Origin of the sequence: Shewanella sp. T24-MNA-CIBAN-0130 (assembly GCF_040310185.1) — a bacterium.
GTDB classification, from domain to species: Bacteria; Pseudomonadota; Gammaproteobacteria; order Enterobacterales; family Shewanellaceae; genus Shewanella; species Shewanella psychromarinicola.
Genome location: NZ_JBEOPP010000022.1, coordinates 44,530 through 62,851 on the forward strand (window position 1 = coordinate 44,530; position 18,322 = coordinate 62,851).

Below are 18,322 nucleotides of genomic sequence, written 5' to 3' on the forward strand. Positions count from 1 at the left end.
AACAAGCTAATCTGCATTATTTTACTATCAAAATACTAATAAAAATTATATTCAACATATTGAATAAAAACAGAAATATAACATTTATCTCCACAGGTTTTTTTAGGAGGGGAAGTTGATACAAGTAGTTTCAAAGAAATAAATATGAATTCGCAATTTCATGACATGACGCACTGTTAAGAAATTTATCAAATTGGAGAACACAAAATATGACGTCGATTCTTTTACTCGGATTTTTATTAGGAATGCAGCATGCGCTGGAAGCGGATCACTTGGCAGCCGTATCTTCAATTTCAGTCGGTGAAGCCTCTATTCGTAATGTTGTTACCCATGGCGCCATTTGGGGGATGGGGCATACCCTTACCCTTATGCTGTTTGCTGGAGGTGCGGTACTACTTGGGCTTGAATTCAGCGAGTCGATGACTGGTTTATTAGAGTTTGGTGTTGGCATAATGTTAATCTATTTGGGTTTTTCTGTACTCAGAGGGGTAGTTAAGAATAAAGTCCACATCCATCTCCACAAGCATGACAATGAGCCACATCTTCATGCCCATTCTCATGCCCTAGATACCGGATCACATGACAGCAATATGCACCGGCACTCCCACCCGCCAAGAATACCAATGCGAACCTTATTTATCGGTATGACTCATGGCTTGGCCGGATCATCTGCGTTAGTCATATTAGTGGCCTCAACAACCCCCTCGCCATTAATTGGCTTATGCTACGTGGTTCTATTTGGACTAGGCTCCATTTTAGGTATGGCCTCATTGTCAGCCTTGATTGCAGTACCATTTTTAAAAACAGCCAACCAATTAAATACCAAGATCAGCACCGGTCTACGATGCTTAATCGGCCTAGGAACCTTAGTCTTGGGAAGCCAAATTATTTATCACAATGGCTTGGTGCTTTTCGCTTAATAATCAGGTACCAATATTTGGCTGGCATATGCTGGCAAAATACTTGCGTGATTAATCAAGATGGTCGTATTCGAACGCCTCAATTTTTCCCACCTTTGGCAGCCGGCAATCTCTGCGCTAGTCATAAGAAATAGAATATAAAGGAGTCTAGATACAACTCTGCCTTGTTAGGTTCACATCCAGCCTAATTTCCACAAATAGCCGATTACAGTACAGCGGCTTTGCCATCAAAGAGGCCAACGATTAATCTTAGCTGGCCACGACATGCTAGCGCTTAGAAAGGCCGACAGATGCAAGAACGCGCTAAAGTAATGGAATTGAACTACGGATATTTATCCATTCCCTAGGAGTTCCAGTAACAAACAATGAAACAGAGCACTGAATACCCGCTAGGGTAATCATGAGTAATACTTATTATGGACCGGTTCTAATAACGGCCAATAATTACCATATCGAATGCTATCCGTTGTTGATACCGCTAATAAGCACAAGTTATCGCCGCTCACTGTCATTAACAATATTGTCAGTGCCGTCATGAAAACACACTCATATATGGATGTGTTTAAGCTTGGGTGGGTTCGAACCGTGGAATATAAACTCACGTGACCATGCAGGATTTATAGCGGAGGTCGAGCTGGTGCTCGATGAGATGAGTTGCGAAGCAGTACCGTACAAACAAGGGTTTTAATGGGGTATCTCCTTATAAATCAAGGCCTATTCAATGCAATAAAACTCCGACCCTTCATATATTGTTGTATTTAGCCAGAACTGATACTTAAGTCTCAATTATGCATATTTTATCCTATTAGTGTCATCTGGCCGACAGATTTTATGTCGGTGCTACTGCAAAATTTTCATAAGCTAAAAAATAATCAACTGTTCAACTATGGGCACCTAAATGCATGAAGCAACAATTACCAGTGCACTGGTCAAGACTTTACTTGCTGAGGCCACACGCCATGGTGTGACTCACGTAAAGCGTGTAACCGTTAAAATCGGCATGCTAAAAGCGGTAGAGCCACAGGCGCTAAGTTTTTGTTTCAACATGTTTGCCGAAGGCACAATTGCAGAAAATGCTGAATTGGTGATTGAACATCTTCCACCCATTGCGCGATGCAGGGGATGCCAAGTGCAGTTTAAGGTACCGAAGTTTAAATTTCGTTGTCCTGACTGTGATGATACAAATCTTGAGATCATTCAGGGTGAAGAGCTATTTATTGATAGTTTTGAAATATAGAAAAAACTAAAAGGCCGACGTTATGAAAGAGCTGGAGAATGTAATTATCTATGCTGACGCTCAGAAGTGTATCGGGTGTCATAGCTGTGAGCTCGCCTGCGCAGTGGCACATGGGGGCAAAGGTGGGCTTATAGGGGCTGTAATCAACAAACAACCCCTGCATCCGCGAATAAAAGTGGTGGAAGCCGATGGTGTGATCATGCCAATGCAGTGCAGGCAATGTGAAAATGCACCATGTGCCATGGTGTGCCCTACAGGAGCTTGTCGCCAAGAAAATGGGCAGGTGATGATAGTCGAAAGCAACTGTGTTGGTTGCAAGCTATGTGTCATGGTTTGTCCATTTGGAGCCATAACAGTAAGAAGAGATAGTTTTAAAGATGATGGCTCTTCTACCAACCAGGGAGTGGCGCTTAAATGTGATCTTTGTACCTCTTGGTGTGCTGAGAATAACAAAAAAGATACGGCATGCGTGGAAGCCTGCCCAACTAAGGCTATCAGCCTGATCAAGATGCATGAATATAGAACGGCACTGTTAAAGGCTAGGGCTAAAGAGCTAGCTCAATCGCATAAACATATGAATATGACACTGAGGAAACTGTGATGAATAATAGAATTAAAACAAGTGATCCAGCAGTAATAGCCCTATGCTCTGTGGCTGAAAGTGAGGGGATTGCTACAGTATTTGATCGCTATCAGGCACAGCAACCTCAGTGTGGGTTTGGGTCTTTGGGCTTGTGCTGCCGAATATGTTGGAAAGGCCCCTGCCGAGTAGATCCCTTTGGTGATGGTCCCCAAGCTGGTATCTGTGGTGCCGATAAACATACGATCGTAGCGCGTAATGTCACTCGTATGATGGCCGCAGGTGCCGCCGCCCACTCAGAACATGGCCGTCATATTGCCTTAGCTCTGCAGAAAATTGGTAAGGGACTTTTGCCTGCTTACCGGATACGTGATGAAGCTAAACTTTATCGTATTGCTACGTTGCTTAATATTGATACTCAAAACAAAGAAATGCTTGAAGTAGCATACGATGTAGCAACAAAGACACTAGAAGACTATCAGAATCAAGACCATCATAAAGGGTGTCATTGGATAAGTGCGACTCTGCCTAAGAAACGGGTTGAACTTCTGAGTCATCTTGGGGTGCTACCGCATAATATCGATGCCACCGTATCGCAGATCATGGCAAGAACACACATAGGTTGTGATGCCGAACCCAAGAATGTGTTCCTAGGCGGTATTCGCGGCGCCTTAGCAGACTTTAATGGTATGTCTCTGGCAACAGAGTTGTCAGATGTGATGTTTGGCACTCCAAGTCCGGTGGTTACTGAAGCCAATATCGGTGTTATAGATAAAAATGCTGTCAATATCGCTGTCAATGGTCATAACCCCATGCTCAGTGAAGTCATCTGCGATATGGCCAGAGAAATGAATGATATTGCTAAAGGGGTTGGGGCTCCAAAGGGGATAAATATTGTTGGTATTTGTTGTACCGGTAATGAAGTGATGATGCGCCATGGTGTGCCTTTAGCGACCAACTATCTTTCTCAAGAAATGGCTATATTGACTGGCGCGTTAGATGCAATGGTGGTTGATGTGCAGTGCATTATGCCATCTTTACCTCAGATAGGAAATTGCTTCCATACAGAAGTCATTACGACCATGGATGAAAATAAGATGCAGGGTGCACGTCATATTAGCTTCCATGAAGAAAATGCAGTGGAAACTGCACGGGAAATCATTCAGTGCGCAATAAATGCCTATACACGCCGGGATCCAAAGAGGGTCAACATCCCCAATATTAAACAAACTGCTGTGGTGGGGTTCAGTAGCGAAGCCGTAATGGCTGCTCTTTCTAAGATCGATGCAGATGATCCGCTAAAACCTTTGGTTGATAACATTGTTAATGGAAATATTCAGGGCGTGGCTTTATTTGCTGGCTGCAACAGTACCCAAACAGTACAAGATGAAAGTTATCAGGTCATCGCTAAAACGCTTGCTGCAAATAACGTTTTGATGCTTGCAACGGGTTGTGGTGCTGGAGCATTTGCCAAACATGGGCTGATGAATCAACAGGCAACGGAGCAGTATGCAGGTGACTCACTCAAGGCCGTATTAACTGCAATTGGTCAGGCCGCGGGGCTCGGAGGTCCCTTACCACTAGTGCTACATATGGGATCTTGTGTTGATAATAGCCGAGCGGTGAGTCTGGCGACGGCATTGGCTAACAGATTAGGTGTTGATTTGTGTGATCTACCTTTAGTGGCATCAGCACCTGAGGCGATGTCCGAAAAAGCAATTGCGATTGCTTCATGGGGCGTTGCCATCGGCTTACCTACTCATCTTGGCACTATGCCTCAGGTGACAGGTTCTGATGTGATTACCGATCTAATGCAGGAAGGCGCTAAAGATCTATTTGATGGTTACTTTATTGTCGAGACTGATCCTAAAATTGCCGGTAATAAACTGGTGGATGTCATTAAACAAAAACGCCAAAAATTAGGTATTTAACTAAAAACATCCCCGGTGAGTCTTCATATGTCCACCGGGGCTGATTAAGAGGTCAATATGAAAATAGCTATTACTGGTAAAGGGGGCGTCGGAAAAACGACTATTGCAGGATTATTAGCACGCTCATTTGCTTTGCAAGGACGAAGAGTATTGGCGATTGATGCCGATCCCGATGCAAACCTTGCGTCTGCAATAGGTATTCCGGCTCAAAAGTTAGCGGGTTTACAGCCTTTTTCTAAAATGAAAAACCTTGCCAAACAACGAACGGGAGCAGATCAGAATAATGGCGGTCTATTTGTGCTCAACCCCAGAGTCGATGATTTACCTGATAGACACTGCGTAGAGCATGCTGGCGTCCGCCTGCTGATGATGGGAACGGTAGAGCATGGTGGGTCTGGATGTGTTTGTCCTGAACATACATTACTGCGGAGTCTGATGAAACATCTCTTATTGGATAGAGACGATGTATTGATCATGGATATGGAAGCCGGAATAGAACATTTGGGCAGAGCAACCGCAGAGGCAGTTGATGTACTCATTGTTGTCGTTGAACCCGGAAGCCGCAGTCTGCAAACTTCAATTCAGATAGAACAATTGGCAGGTGAAATTGGTATAACCAAAATTGTATACATTGCCAGTAAAGTAGCAGACGAGGCTGATTTAACTTATCTGCAACAGTCACTTCAGAATAAAACCTTGTTGGGGCATCTGTCTGTAAGTGAGGCAATAAGAGAAGCGGATAAAAAGGGATCTTGTGCTTTTGATATGCAAGGCGAATTCAAAACTCAAATTTCTAATATTGTGACTGCACTCGGTGCTTTTTCTCGATAATTCCTTAATTAATATATCCACAATGCATGAAAACCTGGAGATAGGCCATGTGTAATATCACAGTTAAATTAATGTCCAACGATACTGAAGAGTTAATCAAAGACGTCACTCAGATCGAATTTTGCACTTCAGACATATTAGTAAGCACTTTTTTTGAACAGGACAGGGCCTTGTCAGGCTATAAACCTGTATTAATAGATTTTCTTCAAGGGCTCGTGGTTCTCGAACGGCAAACTAGTCCAGGTCAATTAGGAATAATATGATGAAAGACGATGTAAATATGCAAAAAACCGAAGCTGAAAAAATTGCAATCGGTCAAACAATAGCAGAGCGATTAAAAGTGCTATTACCCCACTGGAATCATCATAACGATGAACATATTACCCAGCTTAATAACTGGCGAGAAAAGATGATTGAAGAGGAGCTTAACGAACTTGCGGAGACAATTGAGAGCGCAGTATTTCATATGAAGTGCAGTGGAGAATTTTTGTCAAAAGCTTTAAATAGTCTTAATTCAGAACCAGAGAATAGCGTTCAAACTCACCATTCCTGAATATAATATTGCTAAGAGTAACGGAGTTAAATATGTGTAATACGTGTAACTGCAATATAACCGACGGTAACCGTCACCTTCTACAAGAAGGTGCAGAGTATGCTAACTGTAGTGATGGAAGCAGATCGATTGAAGTAATAAAAAATTTATTGCATGAGAATGATCACCAGGCTGAGCATAACAGAGGTTTTTTTAATGACCGTAACATCTTGGTTATCAATCTAATGTCGTCCCCAGGCAGTGGCAAAACACGCCTTTTAGAGGCGAGTATTGGTGCATTAAAAGAACGCGGTGTTGGTGTTGCAGTTATCGAGGGCGATCTGGAAACGGAGAATGATGCTGACAGGATCCGTAAGCATGGGGTGCCCGTTATTCAGATCACTACCGGCATGGCTTGCCACCTAGATGCACATATGATTGACAAGGCAATCATAGAGCTTGATTTAGAAAAGGTCGATATTCTGTTTATTGAAAACGTGGGCAATCTGGTTTGTCCTGCAAGTTTCGATCTTGGCCAACATCTGAACGTTGTGCTTTTATCTGTAACAGAAGGAGATGACAAACCCTCTAAATATCCGGTAATGTTTCGAGAAGCCGATACAGTGTTACTGACCAAAGCCGATCTATTACCTCATTTTGATGACTTTTCAGTAGACAATGCAAAAAGGGCTGTGTATGAATTGTCGGATAGAACCGATATCTTAACCTTGTCCGCCAAAAGTGGGACTGGAATGAATGAGTGGTTAACTTGGCTACAAGCATCCCTATTTCGGTGCCGCAACAATGAACTTGCTTCGCAGTTCATTGGCTCCCAAGATACTGCCTAGCCTAAATGAATCAATTTAACCTTTAGAGTGGACTGTGAAAAATGTGTATTTAGTGTTTAATATTCAGTTAGTCATTCTGGATTATTAATACTGAGTCTGGAGGCAAACTAAGCCTTGCCTATACTAAGGCGCCAGTGTAATGGCAGAGTTATTTCCCCACTCTTTTGTAAGTCAATCAGCTACAACTTGGCGCCAATAATTAGATACACTTATACCATTGGCAATAGTTTGTAACTCACAAATGGGCATAAATGAGTTTGCCTGTTTAACTGAAAATGTACAAATTCAACTCTGAACTTGAGGCCGTTAAAGACTTTTTATAAAAGAATGCGTGAGCAGATTCATCGCTTCAGGTTCAATTAAAATCGAGGACGTTGAAGAAAATAGCGTGAAGCTCACATGGCCTTTCACGTATATCCATATACTCCAAGGCATTCAGGCATCCTGCCTATCAGATGCTAGCTAGCTTTCGCGGTACCGGTCGTTCCTTGGCGTTCTGCCATCACGACATTCGTAAATCCATTCACATCAGATGTACCATCGGAAGCGTTAGCATTTTCACTCTTTATTGCAAAATGGGCCGAAGCAGCATACAAATGAATTTAAAAGCTGGATCAATCCCCATGGCGACCTTTTCGCATCTGTTGTTTAAGTAAATAGGGAAAATGTTGCGGGGCGGCTGGGCCAATTCTTTTAAAAAGAGTAAAGAGGGAACAGCCGTTGGTTTCCTCTTGGTCTGGTGTGGGCGAAGCGCCACGACGTTCGTGGCCGCAGGCCATACGCTCAGAATACAAATGACCGCAGACTACATCTAAAAATCACAATGGAATAATACTTATCAAAAAACTTATTTATATCCCCAAGGTTTCGGCGGTAATGCGACAGGCTTAGTGAGATCAAACTCTACTTTAAAGTCGCGATTTTCTCGGCTTAAGCGATAAGTAAACGTATGGGCTTCAATCATCATCTGCCATTCGTTAGTGACCGACTGGGTTAAGCCATGTTGCTTAAAATTAGCAATGGACTCATCATCTACAGGAAAAGTCTGCATATTTGCAGTGCCAGTATCGCGTGTATCACCACCATACATAGTCACTTTATCTTCGCTGCCATCTTGATGGCGATGGTCATGCTTTAAGCGTAATCCGGTATCGGTTTGAGTTATCACCCAAGTGCGAGAGTGATCATCGCCAACATGAAATGGAATACGTAACTGATGATCGGTGCATTCTCTTACATGCATAACTAATAATTTGCCACTAAAGCCATCCCCTTCACCGCCACCAGCAGTGACTTTACCCGCAAAAGCTTTACCGCAAAGATCGCTGATCGCTTCAAAAAATTGCTGTTGCTGTACCGAGTTAGCGGCATAAGCAGGATTAACTAACATAGCGCTACCACACAGCAGTACACCACTGAAATATCCGCTAAGCCTAATTAACGTTGGCATAATGATCGTTCCTTGTTTATCAAACCATTGGGTCATTTAATCAATAAAGTGCCGTCGTATAACAAAACGGCGACTGAGCAGACTAAATTAAAAGACCAAAGTATCGAACCAGATTACCTTGTTATTGAATCTGTTGCTGCTAAAAAAACAAAACCCGCAAACGTTAATGCGGGTTTTTATGACGGTAAGTTAACGTGTTAGCTTACTTGGCGTATTTAGATTTAGTCGCCCAAGTGGTCGCTTTAGCTGGACGCTTAGCGCCTTGGTTTTTGGGTGCTTGCCCTTTTGCCGCTTGGCCCGAAGCCTTGGCTGGAGACTTTGGTTTCTGCCCTACTGGCTTAGCACTGCCTTTGTCTGCTTTAGTGGTACCTTTACGGTCTTCAAACTGATCAGCAGAAAAACGCGTCATGGCCTTTTGACCCCCTTGCTCTTTCGCTTTAGCCGATGGCTTTTGGCCCCACTTCACTTTCGTTTGTTCATTACGGGTTTCTGGCGGCACCAAATGATTTGGTCCATTACCAATTAACGACTCTTTACCCATGGCAACTAGCGCTTCACGGATCATCGGCCAACCCAATGGGTCGTGATAACGTAATAAGAATTTATGCAATTTACGCTGACGGCCTTTTTTCGGCACTGTCACTTTTTCACTATCATGCTTAACGTTTTTCAGTGAGTTCAGTTCGGTATGATAAATCGTGGTCGCATTGGCCATCGGTGAGGGATAAAAGTTTTGCACTTGGTCGAGCTTAAATTTCTGCCCTTTTAACCATAACGCCAAATTAACCATGTCTTCATCGGTGGTACCAGGATGCGCCGAAATAAAGTACGGAATTAAAAACTGTTCTTTACCCGCTTCTTTAGAAAACTTATCAAACAGTTCTTTAAACTTGTCATAGGTTCCCATACCTGGCTTCATCATTTTACTGAGCGGGCCGTCTTCGGTATGTTCAGGGGCAATTTTTAAATACCCACCAACATGATGCTTAGCTAACTCTCTAATATATTCCGGGTTTTCGATAGCCAAATCGTAACGAACACCCGAAGCAATTAACACTTTTTTAATGCCAGGTACTTCACGTGCCGCTTTATATAAATCGATGGTGTGTTTATGGTCGGTGCCTAAATGACCACAAATAGACGGATACACACACGACAAACGTCGGCAGGTTTTCTCCGCTTTCTCACTGGTACAGCCTAAACGGTACATGTTTGCCGTTGGGCCGCCCAGGTCAGAAATGACCCCGGTAAAGCCCGGCACTTTTTCTTGAATGTCTTTAATTTCTTTAATGATCGACTCTTGCGAGCGACTTTGAATAATGCGTCCTTCATGCTCGGTAATCGAACAAAATGAGCAACCACCAAAACAACCACGCATGATATTGATTGAAGTCTTGATCATATCGTAGGCGGGGATTTTCTCATCACCATACATGGGGTGCGCAATACGCTGATAAGGTAAATCAAATACCGCATCCATTTCATCGGTGTTTAGTGGCCACGCAGGTGGATTAACCCACACTCCGCGGTTGGCATCATGGGACTGAAATAACGCTCGAGCACAACCCGGATTTTGCTCTTGGTGTAAAATCCGTGAAGCATGGGCGTATAAATATTTGTCTTCGCTGACCTTATCAAATGCCGGTAGCAACACATAGGTTTTTTCCCACGGCTTAGGTCGTGGCGGCTGAATACTAATCGCTTTAGGCGCGTCGTTATCAAAAATTTTGTTGTCGGAAGGACCCGATAAATTACTGCAGCCAACATCATCGGCACCATAAGGATTCGGCAGCGGTTCAATTTTGTGTAACTGATCGATTTTACGAGAATCCATACCGCGCCAACCTGGCATAGGTGCTTTACGCATTACCGCAGTACCACGAACATCATCAATGTCGCTAATGGCTTCACCCGCCGCAATACGGCGGGCGACTTCCATCAGTGGACGCTCAGCATTACCGTAAATTAAAATGTCTGCTTTGGCGTCAAAAATCACGCTGCGACGCACTTTGTCTGACCAATAATCATAGTGGGCAATACGACGTAAACTGGCTTCAATACCGCCAATGACTACCGGTACTTCTTTAAAAGCTTCTTTACAACGTTGGGTATAAACGGTCACGGCACGATCTGGGCGTTTTCCGCCAATGTCACCAGCCGTGTAAGCATCGTCATGACGTAACTTACGATCAGCCGTGTAGCGGTTAATCATCGAATCCATGTTGCCAGCGGTCACCCCAAAAAATAAGTTCGGCCGACCGAGTTGCATAAAATCATCTTTATTAGACCAATCTGGCTGAGAAATAATCCCCACCCGATAACCTTGTGCTTCTAACATTCGCCCAATTACTGCCATACCAAAGCTAGGGTGATCAACATACGCGTCACCTGTCACGATAATAATGTCGCAACTATCCCAGCCTAATTTATCCATCTCTTTACGAGACATAGGTAAAAAAGGTGCGGTTCCGTAGCATTGCGCCCAAAACTTTGGATAATTAAATAACGTTGACTCAACTTGCATGTATATGACCTACATAAATGGGGAAAATCAGTCTGCCTGATCCATTGACAACATCAGCCTGTGGCTGAATTTAACGGACGCAGATTATAGCAGTACCGCGACACTAAGTGTGACTAAAAAAACACCAAATGTGAAATATTTTTATCCTGTTATACCCTTGCAAATTGAGTGGTCATATTGCTATTCCCTCATGTTTTCAATGTTATAACCCAAGAAAGAAACCAATATTAGCAACAGCTAAAATCAATAGTACTATCCAGGTGATTAATACGCCGTAAAATCGACCAAAATGATAATCACCCTTACCTTGATTAAGTCCAATAGCATGCAGTAAACGCGCAACAATCCAAGCCGTGCCCAAACAATGTACCAAGTACATTGGCATACCATTAAATTCAGCTAGCACCAATAAAATTAACACTATGGGGGCATTTTCAATTAAATTCCCGTGGGCTCTTATGGCAACGGATAATCCTTGATGGCCGCCATCACCTATACCAATTTTATTCGCTCGGCGAAATTTAACCACTTTGTAAGATAATGCTAAAACCAACAGTGCCGTTAAGCCAGCATATAAACCCGATACCATCAATGTCATGAGTTATTCCTTTAAAAGACTATATTATTGTTATTACATCAATATTTAATAAGTTGAGTATAGCCAAACGACCTCGAAACACCGGATTGAGCAAGTATAGAGGTGACAGAGTTCAAGGCATGAAATAGCTGGACTAGTTATTCTATTTATTCTAGTTTTCTATTTTATAACACTGAAACAGGTTGCTTCTCAACTTGCCCTTCAGGAGCTCTGAAACGAGCATGTTGAAGTGGCTTAGCGATATAACATCATATTGGATCAGTTTGGCTGTAAACACACGCCTTAATCGGTTAATATTCGCGCCAAATAAGCTCATCACCTTACAAAAAGTGACTATCGCCCAGTGGATAATCAGGATTTTTTAGAAAAACGTCGATTTATCATTAAATTAGGAAAAGCCTTACACAAGTTTGGTACCCCGGCGTATCGCTTAGAATCTCACTTACAAACCGTATCAACGACTCTGGGTATCGAAGGGTATTTCTTAATATCACCCACATCGATGACCTTCGTACTTCAGCATGACACTGAGCAAGAATACAATCACGTAGCCCGTGTGAATCCGGGCGATCTCGATTTAGGCTCGTTAGCGCGCACCTTTGAACTGGTAGAAGAACTCAGCTCTGGGCAACGGACACTGCAAGAAGCCCTTGATCGCTTAGAAGAAATAGCCAATAAGCCTAATCCTTATGGACACAAACTGACGTTATTGGCCTTTGGCACAAGTGCGGGCGGGTTTGCCATGCTAATGGGCACAGGTTGGCACGATGTTTTTTGGTCGGCCATACTTGGCTTACTGGTATACGGTTTAGTCTTTTGGGCTGAACGATCAAAACGTATCGCCGAAATGCTCGAGCCCATGGCGGCGGTTATGTGCGCCATCTTGGTCTCCGGTATTGCGCAATTTGACCCCAGTATCAATTTACCTGTCACCATTTTGTCTGGGATCATTATCTTTGTCCCTGGCCTTGCGCTCACACTCGGTTTAGCTGAGCTAGCCGCCCGCGATTTAATCTCTGGTACTGCGCGCATTATGGACGCTGTGATGCAGCTGTTTAAACTGTATTTTGGCGCCGTGCTCGGCATGACCATTGGTAAAGCCATCTTTGGTGAGGCCATTTATGTTGAACCCATTCCACTGCCACGCTGGGCTATTTGGTCTGCGGTGCCGCTATTGTCTATGTCACTGGTGATCATCTTTAAAGCGCGCTTAAAAGACTCTCCTTGGGGGGTTTGTGCTGGCATTGTGGCATTCTTTTCTGCCATGCTCGGAGGAATTTACTTAGGCGAATCCATTGGCATATTTGTTGGCGCGTTATCGGTAGGGATATATTCAAACCTCTATGCTCGCTGGATGAAAGCACCTGCATCCATTGCATTACTGCAAGGCATCGTAATTCTTGTGCCTGGCAGTAAAACCTATATTGGCTTAAATGCATTAATTTCAGGTGAAACCATGCTTAACCAAGCGCATTTGGGGTCGCAAATTTTTCTTATTTTTATGTCTTTAATCGCTGGACTCATTTTTGCTAACGTTGTTGTACCCCCTCGTCGTTCGCTGTAAACGTTAGTCTTGTCCTCATATTCCTATCGACTTAAGGGCTGCTATTATTGCAGCCGTTATTTTTACAATCTAAATATCCACACAATTTTGATGGCTAAATGAAATATTTATTCAAGCTAAATGCTTGACTATTATATTATTCAGGTATGATATAAAACAAATAGGCAACATAAAAACCTCATACAGGAAACAATACTTCAACGCTTGCTGACCTATTAAAGACATAACAATAAAAATAAGGACGAAGCTATGCCAATAATATTTACGGCAGTATTTTTTTTCGCCATCCTGCTTGCTTCGTCTTGTGTTCAAGCAAACATAATTGACACTAGGGCGCAGTTAATAGTCAAAGATGACTCTGTCACCCGCAAATCATCACCATCGACAACCAATAAGCATGATGTCGACAAGGTCACTAACATTGTGGTGGTCAGTCATCCTATTTTTGACGAGTCGGCACCCGATGCTATTTTCCTACATCGCTGGGCCAATTATCTGCATATCAATACCAAAGAATCGACTATTCTCAATAGCTTAAGCTTTGAGGAAGGCGATAGCCTTACCAAGAAAGATCTTCAAGAAGCGCAGCGCTTACTGCGCTACGAACCTTATATTCGTGACGCTGATATCAATATCGCCAGAAAAGATCCTCTCGCCGATGACAACGTTGAAGACGTGGTATTAGTAGAAACATGGGATAACTGGTCACTACTGCCAACGGTCAGTTTGAGTAAAAATGGCGGTGACACCAAATACTCATTTGGCATAAAAGAAGATAACCTACTGGGATTAGGAGTTAAAACCAAAATAAAATATCAATCGAGTGCCGAACGCACCGGTTACAAGTTTGCCTTTGATGCTCCAGTAAGGTGGGTTAAACACGGTAATGTGTCGGTTGATTTTTACGATAACAGCGACGGCCAAGCATCGGCAATTGCCTTTAATAAACCCTTCTACACACTCGATACTCAGAATATGTACACCTTGTCGTGGTTGACCGATACGCGCATCGACACCACACGACAAAATGGCCAAGACATTAATGAATTTGAGCATGTGATTGATTATACCAATGTAGGTTTTGGTTGGTTAGTCGACAAACAAGCAGATCAATTGCATCGTGTTAGTCTGGGGATTACCCAAGATAATCATCAATTTAGTAACATAGACGATTACCCAGTTTCGCCTTTACCTTTTGATCGTGAGTTTGTTTATCCTTGGATCCGCTACGAATACCTGCAAGATCAATACACAGTATTGAATAATATCAAGCTGATTAATAAAAACGAAGACTTTAACTTAGGTTGGCATCATACGGTAAGTGTAGGATTTGAAACCAATGACATCGCCGACAATGCGGCTATGGGTTATCACGTAACGGCTTCAAGCAGTCGCGGTTGGCAACAAGACAATCAATTATTGTTAATGAGTTTAACTGGGCGGACCGATATTCAAACTGGCCAACAAGATTTTTATAATGTGGGTTTAGCTGCGGAATATTTTCATCAAATTAGCCCTAAATGGACCGCCTACTCCAAGGCGCGCATTGCAACCTCACACAATAACTATCTTGATCAAACGTTTGCACTTGGTGATGAAACCGGCGTACGCGGTTACCCCAATGACTACCAGCATGGTGATAATCAATGGTTGCTCACGAGTGAAATCCGATACTATCCAAACATCAATTTATATCAACTGGCCGAGTTAGGCTGGGCAGTATTTGCCGATATCGGTCAAGCAAGCAGTGGCCCAGATGAGCAAAATGAAGTTGATGGTCCTATTGGTAGTATTGGTATTGGCGCACGGATTTACTCTTCTAAATCCAGTTACGGTAACGTAGCCCATGTTGACATTGCCGTTCCGATCACCACAGGTAACGACATCAATGCTTGGGAGTTCAGGTTCCAAGTGAAAGATCATTTCTAACCAGGCAGGCTCTGTTGTTACCACAGCGCCTAACTAGAACGGTAGCACTAACGAGTAAACGATTAAGACTAAACAATCAACACTCACTCGTTAAATGAATTATTAATATCCATTTGATTTAATGTAAATAATGTAAATAATCTGCGTTTGTTAATGATAATGAATATCATTACCTCCCATTCATTATTTCTTAATCGGTATACCTATGTTATTCAAGCCTAGCCAATTGGCTATAGCGACTCATTGTGCATTATTTTTATTAGCACTCCCCGTAGCTAATGCCAATGCAGAATCATCATCACAACCCACAGACAACAATGCCCCAATGGAGCGAATGATTATTACTGGCAGTCGCTCAGCCGAACGGATAGACGAAGTCCCCTCTTCAGTCACGCTTATTGAACAACAAACCCTTGCACAAGACATGTTAGTCACCTCTGAGTTACAAAACTTACTCGCATTTCGCGTCCCAGGACTGGCGCCAAGTACAGGCACATCAAGTAACTCAGGGCAAAATCTCCGTGGTCGTGCCGCATTAGTGATGATTGACGGCGTGCCCCAATCTACCCCATTACGAAATGGCAAATTAGGCATAAGCTCTATCGATGCTGGAGCAATTGAACGTATCGAGGTGATTAAAGGGGCAACCTCTATTTATGGCAATGGTGCTTCAGGCGGGATCATCAACTACATCACTAAACGAGCCAGCGAAGATAAAGCACGCGTTAATGTCGGGGTTTCCAGTAAATTTAGCGCGGTAAAATTACAAGACAGTGCCGGTTATCGAGTTGATACCTCAATAGACGGTACCCTTGGTGACTTTAGCTACGTATTGAGTGCCATTACAGAAAAAACAGGCGTGGAACGCGATGCTGAAGGTGACGCCATCGGATTAGTTTATGGTTTATCAGAAACGAAATCGAACAACTATTTTACCAAACTCGGCTACCAACTTGATGACGACAAGTCGATTCAACTGACGTATAACTACTACGAAGCCCAACAAAACTCAGACTACATCGATGTTGCTGGCAATGCTAACACTGGCGAAAAAACTTACGCCATAGAAAATACTACTGGGATTGCAAAACTGGGCGCCCCTCAAGGGCCGCGCGGCAATCATAACCTAATGTTAAAATACGTCGACTATGAGATATTCAATAACACCCAATTAACCGTCGATGGTTACCTGCAAAAAATTGAAAATATGTTCTTCTTTTCAACGGCACTCGCTAACCTAAGTGAAGGTTACGAAGGCGGCCAATCGTTTATCAAGTCAGAAAAGAAAGGCCTGCGGATTAACTTTGCCACCCAAGTTGATTGGGATAATGTCGAATCAAGCTTTATTTACGGTATTGATGCACTGCAAGACATCAGTTCACAACCATTAGAAGACGGCCGAATTTGGGTGCCTGAAATGGACATGGGTAACTTAGCGGTTTATTTACAAACTAAGTTTGTCATTGCCAATGATTGGGTTTTAAAAGCCGGGATCCGCCAAGATAGCGTCGAGTTAACTGTCGATGATTATCAAACCTTAACACTCTGCCGAACCCCAAGTACTTGCTCAGTACCTTTTGATGTCACTGGCGGAGAATTAACATATGACTCAACCACTTATAATATTGGCTTACGTTACAATATCAATGCGTTATTTAACCCGTTTATGAGTTTTTCCCAAGGTGCAGATATTTCAGATATTGGTCGCCTTTTACGTACCGCCACGGTTGATGATATTGCGTTAATCCGCACAGAGTCATCCATTGTTGATAACTATGAAATCGGTTTTGCAGGGCAATGGGGTGATGTCAATTATGAAATTGCTGCCTACCGAAGCGAATCAGAATTAGGTACAAGTAATAGCTTTGATGCAACAACAGGCATTTACTTACCCGTACGTGCACCACAAAAAATTTGGGGTTACGAAGCACAAATTGACTATCGTGTATTTGATAATCTCAGCACGGGGTTAAGCTATAGTTGGATTGAAGGTAAAGACACCGATACCGATACTTATCTAGATGGTGGCACCATATCACCACCTAAATTAACCGCTTATGTCAGTTGGCAGCCTGTTGAAGAGGCAAGTATCGGCATTAACTACATGTCTGTTGGTGACCGTGATCGATTTGAGCCGATCGATGGCGCATATATTGGGTCTCAAGGCCCTATCGAAAATTACAACCTAGTAAACCTAACCAGTCGCTATCAACTCAATAATTGGCAACTCTCACTAGGGGTAGAAAACTTACTTAATGAAGATTATTTTTCTGCCCGCTCACAAGCTTCGACTAACGCGAGTTACTATACCAAATCACTGGGTACCACCATTAATATGGGCGTAAAAGCCAGCTTTTAACCCAGGAAAAGTAACAAAAAAAGGCCTCGCATTGCTGCGAGGCCTTTCATTATAAAGAGGTGAGTTGGCCGATAAGACAACTTAGCCAACTCATGATGTTCGATTTTATTGAGCTTCATAGTAAGTAACCACTAACGTGTGTAACACATAGTGTAACAGACCGTGTGACACATCTATAAGGTCACTCTAGACATCTGACTTCTCTGTAATTTCCATTACTATTAAGTCTCAATTCTTTAGTGGTTATAAATGGCGAATTGAAAAGTTCAAACGTATACCTGCTAAGTCTCTAATCCAAAAACATAACGCTGCACTACTGATGGTCTTTAAAGAAGCGGTCGTTAGGATATGGATGCTCCCTATGCAAGTCCCGGCACTCGACAGCGAAGTCTTAACCAGCCAACGTCGCGATGTATTTTCCAAGGAAGAGTACGAGAAAATCTTCGATGCGATCATCAAGCCAGAAGAGAATAGCCGCAAAGAGAAGCCACGCCAAATCAGAGAGCTGCTTCTAGATTATATGGAGTTTGCTGTTCATACGGGTATCAGACCCGGAACCGAGATAGAGATCTTAACTTGGGGTGATATTCACATGGAAACTGACGAGCACAATGTCATTTTCTATGTCACCGTAACGAAGGGGAAAACAACCAAACACACAGGCGCAAGGGAGATAGTTTGTCGTGATGAAATTTTCTCTTGTATTGAAGAGCTGCGCGAGCGATTCCCCAACCGTAAACCCTCTGATAGATTATTTAAGCTTGCTGATGGTTCAACGACTAAAGAACTTGGTAAGGCTTTTGATAAGGCGCTCCTAGAAATAGGTTTGAAGCAATCAGCGCATGGTGTAAGAACGTTATACTCATTGCGTCATACCTACATCACATGGCAGTTGATGTCTGGTGACGTAAGTATGGAAATTCTGGCAAAGCAGTGTGGTACTGTTAACGCCAGTCTAAAAGCGCCACTATTTGCCGAATTTAACGATAAGCAGATCTTTCCTCATCAAAAAAATCATT

General features: G+C 42.9%; 15 protein-coding genes. 12 read left to right on the forward strand and 3 right to left on the reverse strand.

Features of this window, described 5'->3' with window-relative positions; all coding sequences use genetic code 11:
* Positions 1-209: 209 nt before the first annotated feature.
* The 7 genes from AAEZ02_RS10880 (at position 210) to hypB (ending at position 6,879) form a co-directional block, all read left to right on the forward strand.
* Entirely contained in the window at positions 210-920 is a 711-nt protein-coding gene (locus tag AAEZ02_RS10880; RefSeq protein ID WP_124013225.1) for an urease accessory protein, read from the forward strand.
* 898 nt (positions 921-1,818) lie between these two features.
* Complete coding sequence (hypA, locus tag AAEZ02_RS10885) at positions 1,819-2,157, forward strand: hydrogenase maturation nickel metallochaperone HypA (protein ID WP_124013224.1); 339 nt, start codon at positions 1,819-1,821, stop codon at positions 2,155-2,157.
* Between the two features lie 22 nt (positions 2,158-2,179).
* Positions 2,180-2,758: a 4Fe-4S dicluster domain-containing protein gene (locus AAEZ02_RS10890; protein ID WP_124013223.1), complete on the forward strand. Its 579-nt coding sequence runs from the start codon at positions 2,180-2,182 to the stop codon at positions 2,756-2,758.
* Positions 2,758-4,668, forward strand: a complete 1,911-nt coding sequence (gene cooS / locus AAEZ02_RS10895) for an anaerobic carbon-monoxide dehydrogenase catalytic subunit (RefSeq protein WP_124013222.1) — start codon at positions 2,758-2,760, stop codon at positions 4,666-4,668. Before AAEZ02_RS10890 ends, cooS begins: the two co-directional genes overlap by 1 nt.
* Before the next feature lie 57 nt (positions 4,669-4,725).
* Positions 4,726-5,499, forward strand: a complete 774-nt coding sequence (locus tag AAEZ02_RS10900) for an ATP-binding protein (protein WP_124013221.1) — start codon at positions 4,726-4,728, stop codon at positions 5,497-5,499.
* Between the two features lie 259 nt (positions 5,500-5,758).
* The gene (locus AAEZ02_RS10905; protein ID WP_124013219.1) at positions 5,759-6,052 is read left to right on the forward strand and encodes a DUF8180 domain-containing protein; all 294 of its coding nucleotides are present in this window, start codon (positions 5,759-5,761) and stop codon (positions 6,050-6,052) included.
* Positions 6,053-6,084: 32 nt separating this feature from the next.
* Complete coding sequence (gene hypB, locus AAEZ02_RS10910; RefSeq protein ID WP_124013218.1) at positions 6,085-6,879, forward strand: hydrogenase nickel incorporation protein HypB; 795 nt, start codon at positions 6,085-6,087, stop codon at positions 6,877-6,879.
* An 847-nt stretch (positions 6,880-7,726) separates the two neighbouring features.
* On the opposite strand, the gene AAEZ02_RS10915 is transcribed toward hypB, so the two are convergent.
* Complete coding sequence (locus tag AAEZ02_RS10915; protein ID WP_351077668.1) at positions 7,727-8,269, reverse strand: hypothetical protein; 543 nt, start codon at positions 8,267-8,269, stop codon at positions 7,727-7,729.
* A 72-nt stretch (positions 8,270-8,341) separates the two neighbouring features.
* Between AAEZ02_RS10915 and AAEZ02_RS10920 the strand changes: the two genes are divergently transcribed.
* Positions 8,342-8,530 (forward strand): hypothetical protein, encoded by a 189-nt coding sequence (locus AAEZ02_RS10920; protein WP_351077583.1) that lies wholly within the window; start codon positions 8,342-8,344, stop codon positions 8,528-8,530.
* Between the two features lies 1 nt (position 8,531).
* Here AAEZ02_RS10920 and AAEZ02_RS10925 read toward each other — a convergent pair whose 3' ends face one another.
* On the reverse strand, positions 8,532-10,853 hold the full coding sequence (locus tag AAEZ02_RS10925) for a YgiQ family radical SAM protein (protein ID WP_101033042.1): 2,322 nt from the start codon (positions 10,851-10,853) through the stop codon (positions 8,532-8,534).
* Positions 10,854-11,055: 202 nt separating this feature from the next.
* Positions 11,056-11,451 (reverse strand): MAPEG family protein, encoded by a 396-nt coding sequence (locus AAEZ02_RS10930; RefSeq protein WP_124013214.1) that lies wholly within the window; start codon positions 11,449-11,451, stop codon positions 11,056-11,058.
* 343 nt (positions 11,452-11,794) lie between these two features.
* Between AAEZ02_RS10930 and AAEZ02_RS10935 the strand changes: the two genes are divergently transcribed.
* The 4 genes from AAEZ02_RS10935 to AAEZ02_RS10950 form a co-directional block, all read left to right on the forward strand.
* Complete coding sequence (locus AAEZ02_RS10935) at positions 11,795-13,015, forward strand: threonine/serine exporter family protein (RefSeq protein ID WP_351077588.1); 1,221 nt, start codon at positions 11,795-11,797, stop codon at positions 13,013-13,015.
* Between the two features lie 249 nt (positions 13,016-13,264).
* Positions 13,265-14,944: a ShlB/FhaC/HecB family hemolysin secretion/activation protein gene (locus tag AAEZ02_RS10940; protein WP_351077591.1), complete on the forward strand. Its 1,680-nt coding sequence runs from the start codon at positions 13,265-13,267 to the stop codon at positions 14,942-14,944.
* Between the two features lie 205 nt (positions 14,945-15,149).
* On the forward strand, positions 15,150-17,303 hold the full coding sequence (locus AAEZ02_RS10945) for a TonB-dependent receptor (protein ID WP_351123060.1): 2,154 nt from the start codon (positions 15,150-15,152) through the stop codon (positions 17,301-17,303).
* A gap of 361 nt (positions 17,304-17,664) precedes the next feature.
* Positions 17,665-18,322 (forward strand): site-specific integrase (locus tag AAEZ02_RS10950; protein ID WP_351123063.1); only part of this gene is annotated, 658 nt, incomplete at its 3' end.

What these genes read in the sequence shown, in the direction of transcription:
- AAEZ02_RS10930 (WP_124013214.1), bottom strand. Translation starts at nt 11,451, where the DNA reads ATGACATTGATGGTATCGGGTTTATATGCTGGCTTAACGGCACTGTTG.
- AAEZ02_RS10890 (WP_124013223.1), top strand. Translation starts at nt 2,180, where the DNA reads ATGAAAGAGCTGGAGAATGTAATTATCTATGCTGACGCTCAGAAGTGT.
- AAEZ02_RS10900 (WP_124013221.1), top strand. Translation starts at nt 4,726, where the DNA reads ATGAAAATAGCTATTACTGGTAAAGGGGGCGTCGGAAAAACGACTATT.
- AAEZ02_RS10915 (WP_351077668.1), bottom strand. Translation starts at nt 8,269, where the DNA reads ATGTTAGTTAATCCTGCTTATGCCGCTAACTCGGTACAGCAACAGCAA.
- cooS (WP_124013222.1), top strand. Translation starts at nt 2,758, where the DNA reads ATGAATAATAGAATTAAAACAAGTGATCCAGCAGTAATAGCCCTATGC.
- hypB (WP_124013218.1), top strand. Translation starts at nt 6,085, where the DNA reads ATGTGTAATACGTGTAACTGCAATATAACCGACGGTAACCGTCACCTT.
- hypA (WP_124013224.1), top strand. Translation starts at nt 1,819, where the DNA reads ATGCATGAAGCAACAATTACCAGTGCACTGGTCAAGACTTTACTTGCT.
- AAEZ02_RS10880 (WP_124013225.1), top strand. Translation starts at nt 210, where the DNA reads ATGACGTCGATTCTTTTACTCGGATTTTTATTAGGAATGCAGCATGCG.
- AAEZ02_RS10945 (WP_351123060.1), top strand. Translation starts at nt 15,150, where the DNA reads ATGTTATTCAAGCCTAGCCAATTGGCTATAGCGACTCATTGTGCATTA.
- AAEZ02_RS10925 (WP_101033042.1), bottom strand. Translation starts at nt 10,853, where the DNA reads ATGCAAGTTGAGTCAACGTTATTTAATTATCCAAAGTTTTGGGCGCAA.
- AAEZ02_RS10905 (WP_124013219.1), top strand. Translation starts at nt 5,759, where the DNA reads ATGATGAAAGACGATGTAAATATGCAAAAAACCGAAGCTGAAAAAATT.
- AAEZ02_RS10940 (WP_351077591.1), top strand. Translation starts at nt 13,265, where the DNA reads ATGCCAATAATATTTACGGCAGTATTTTTTTTCGCCATCCTGCTTGCT.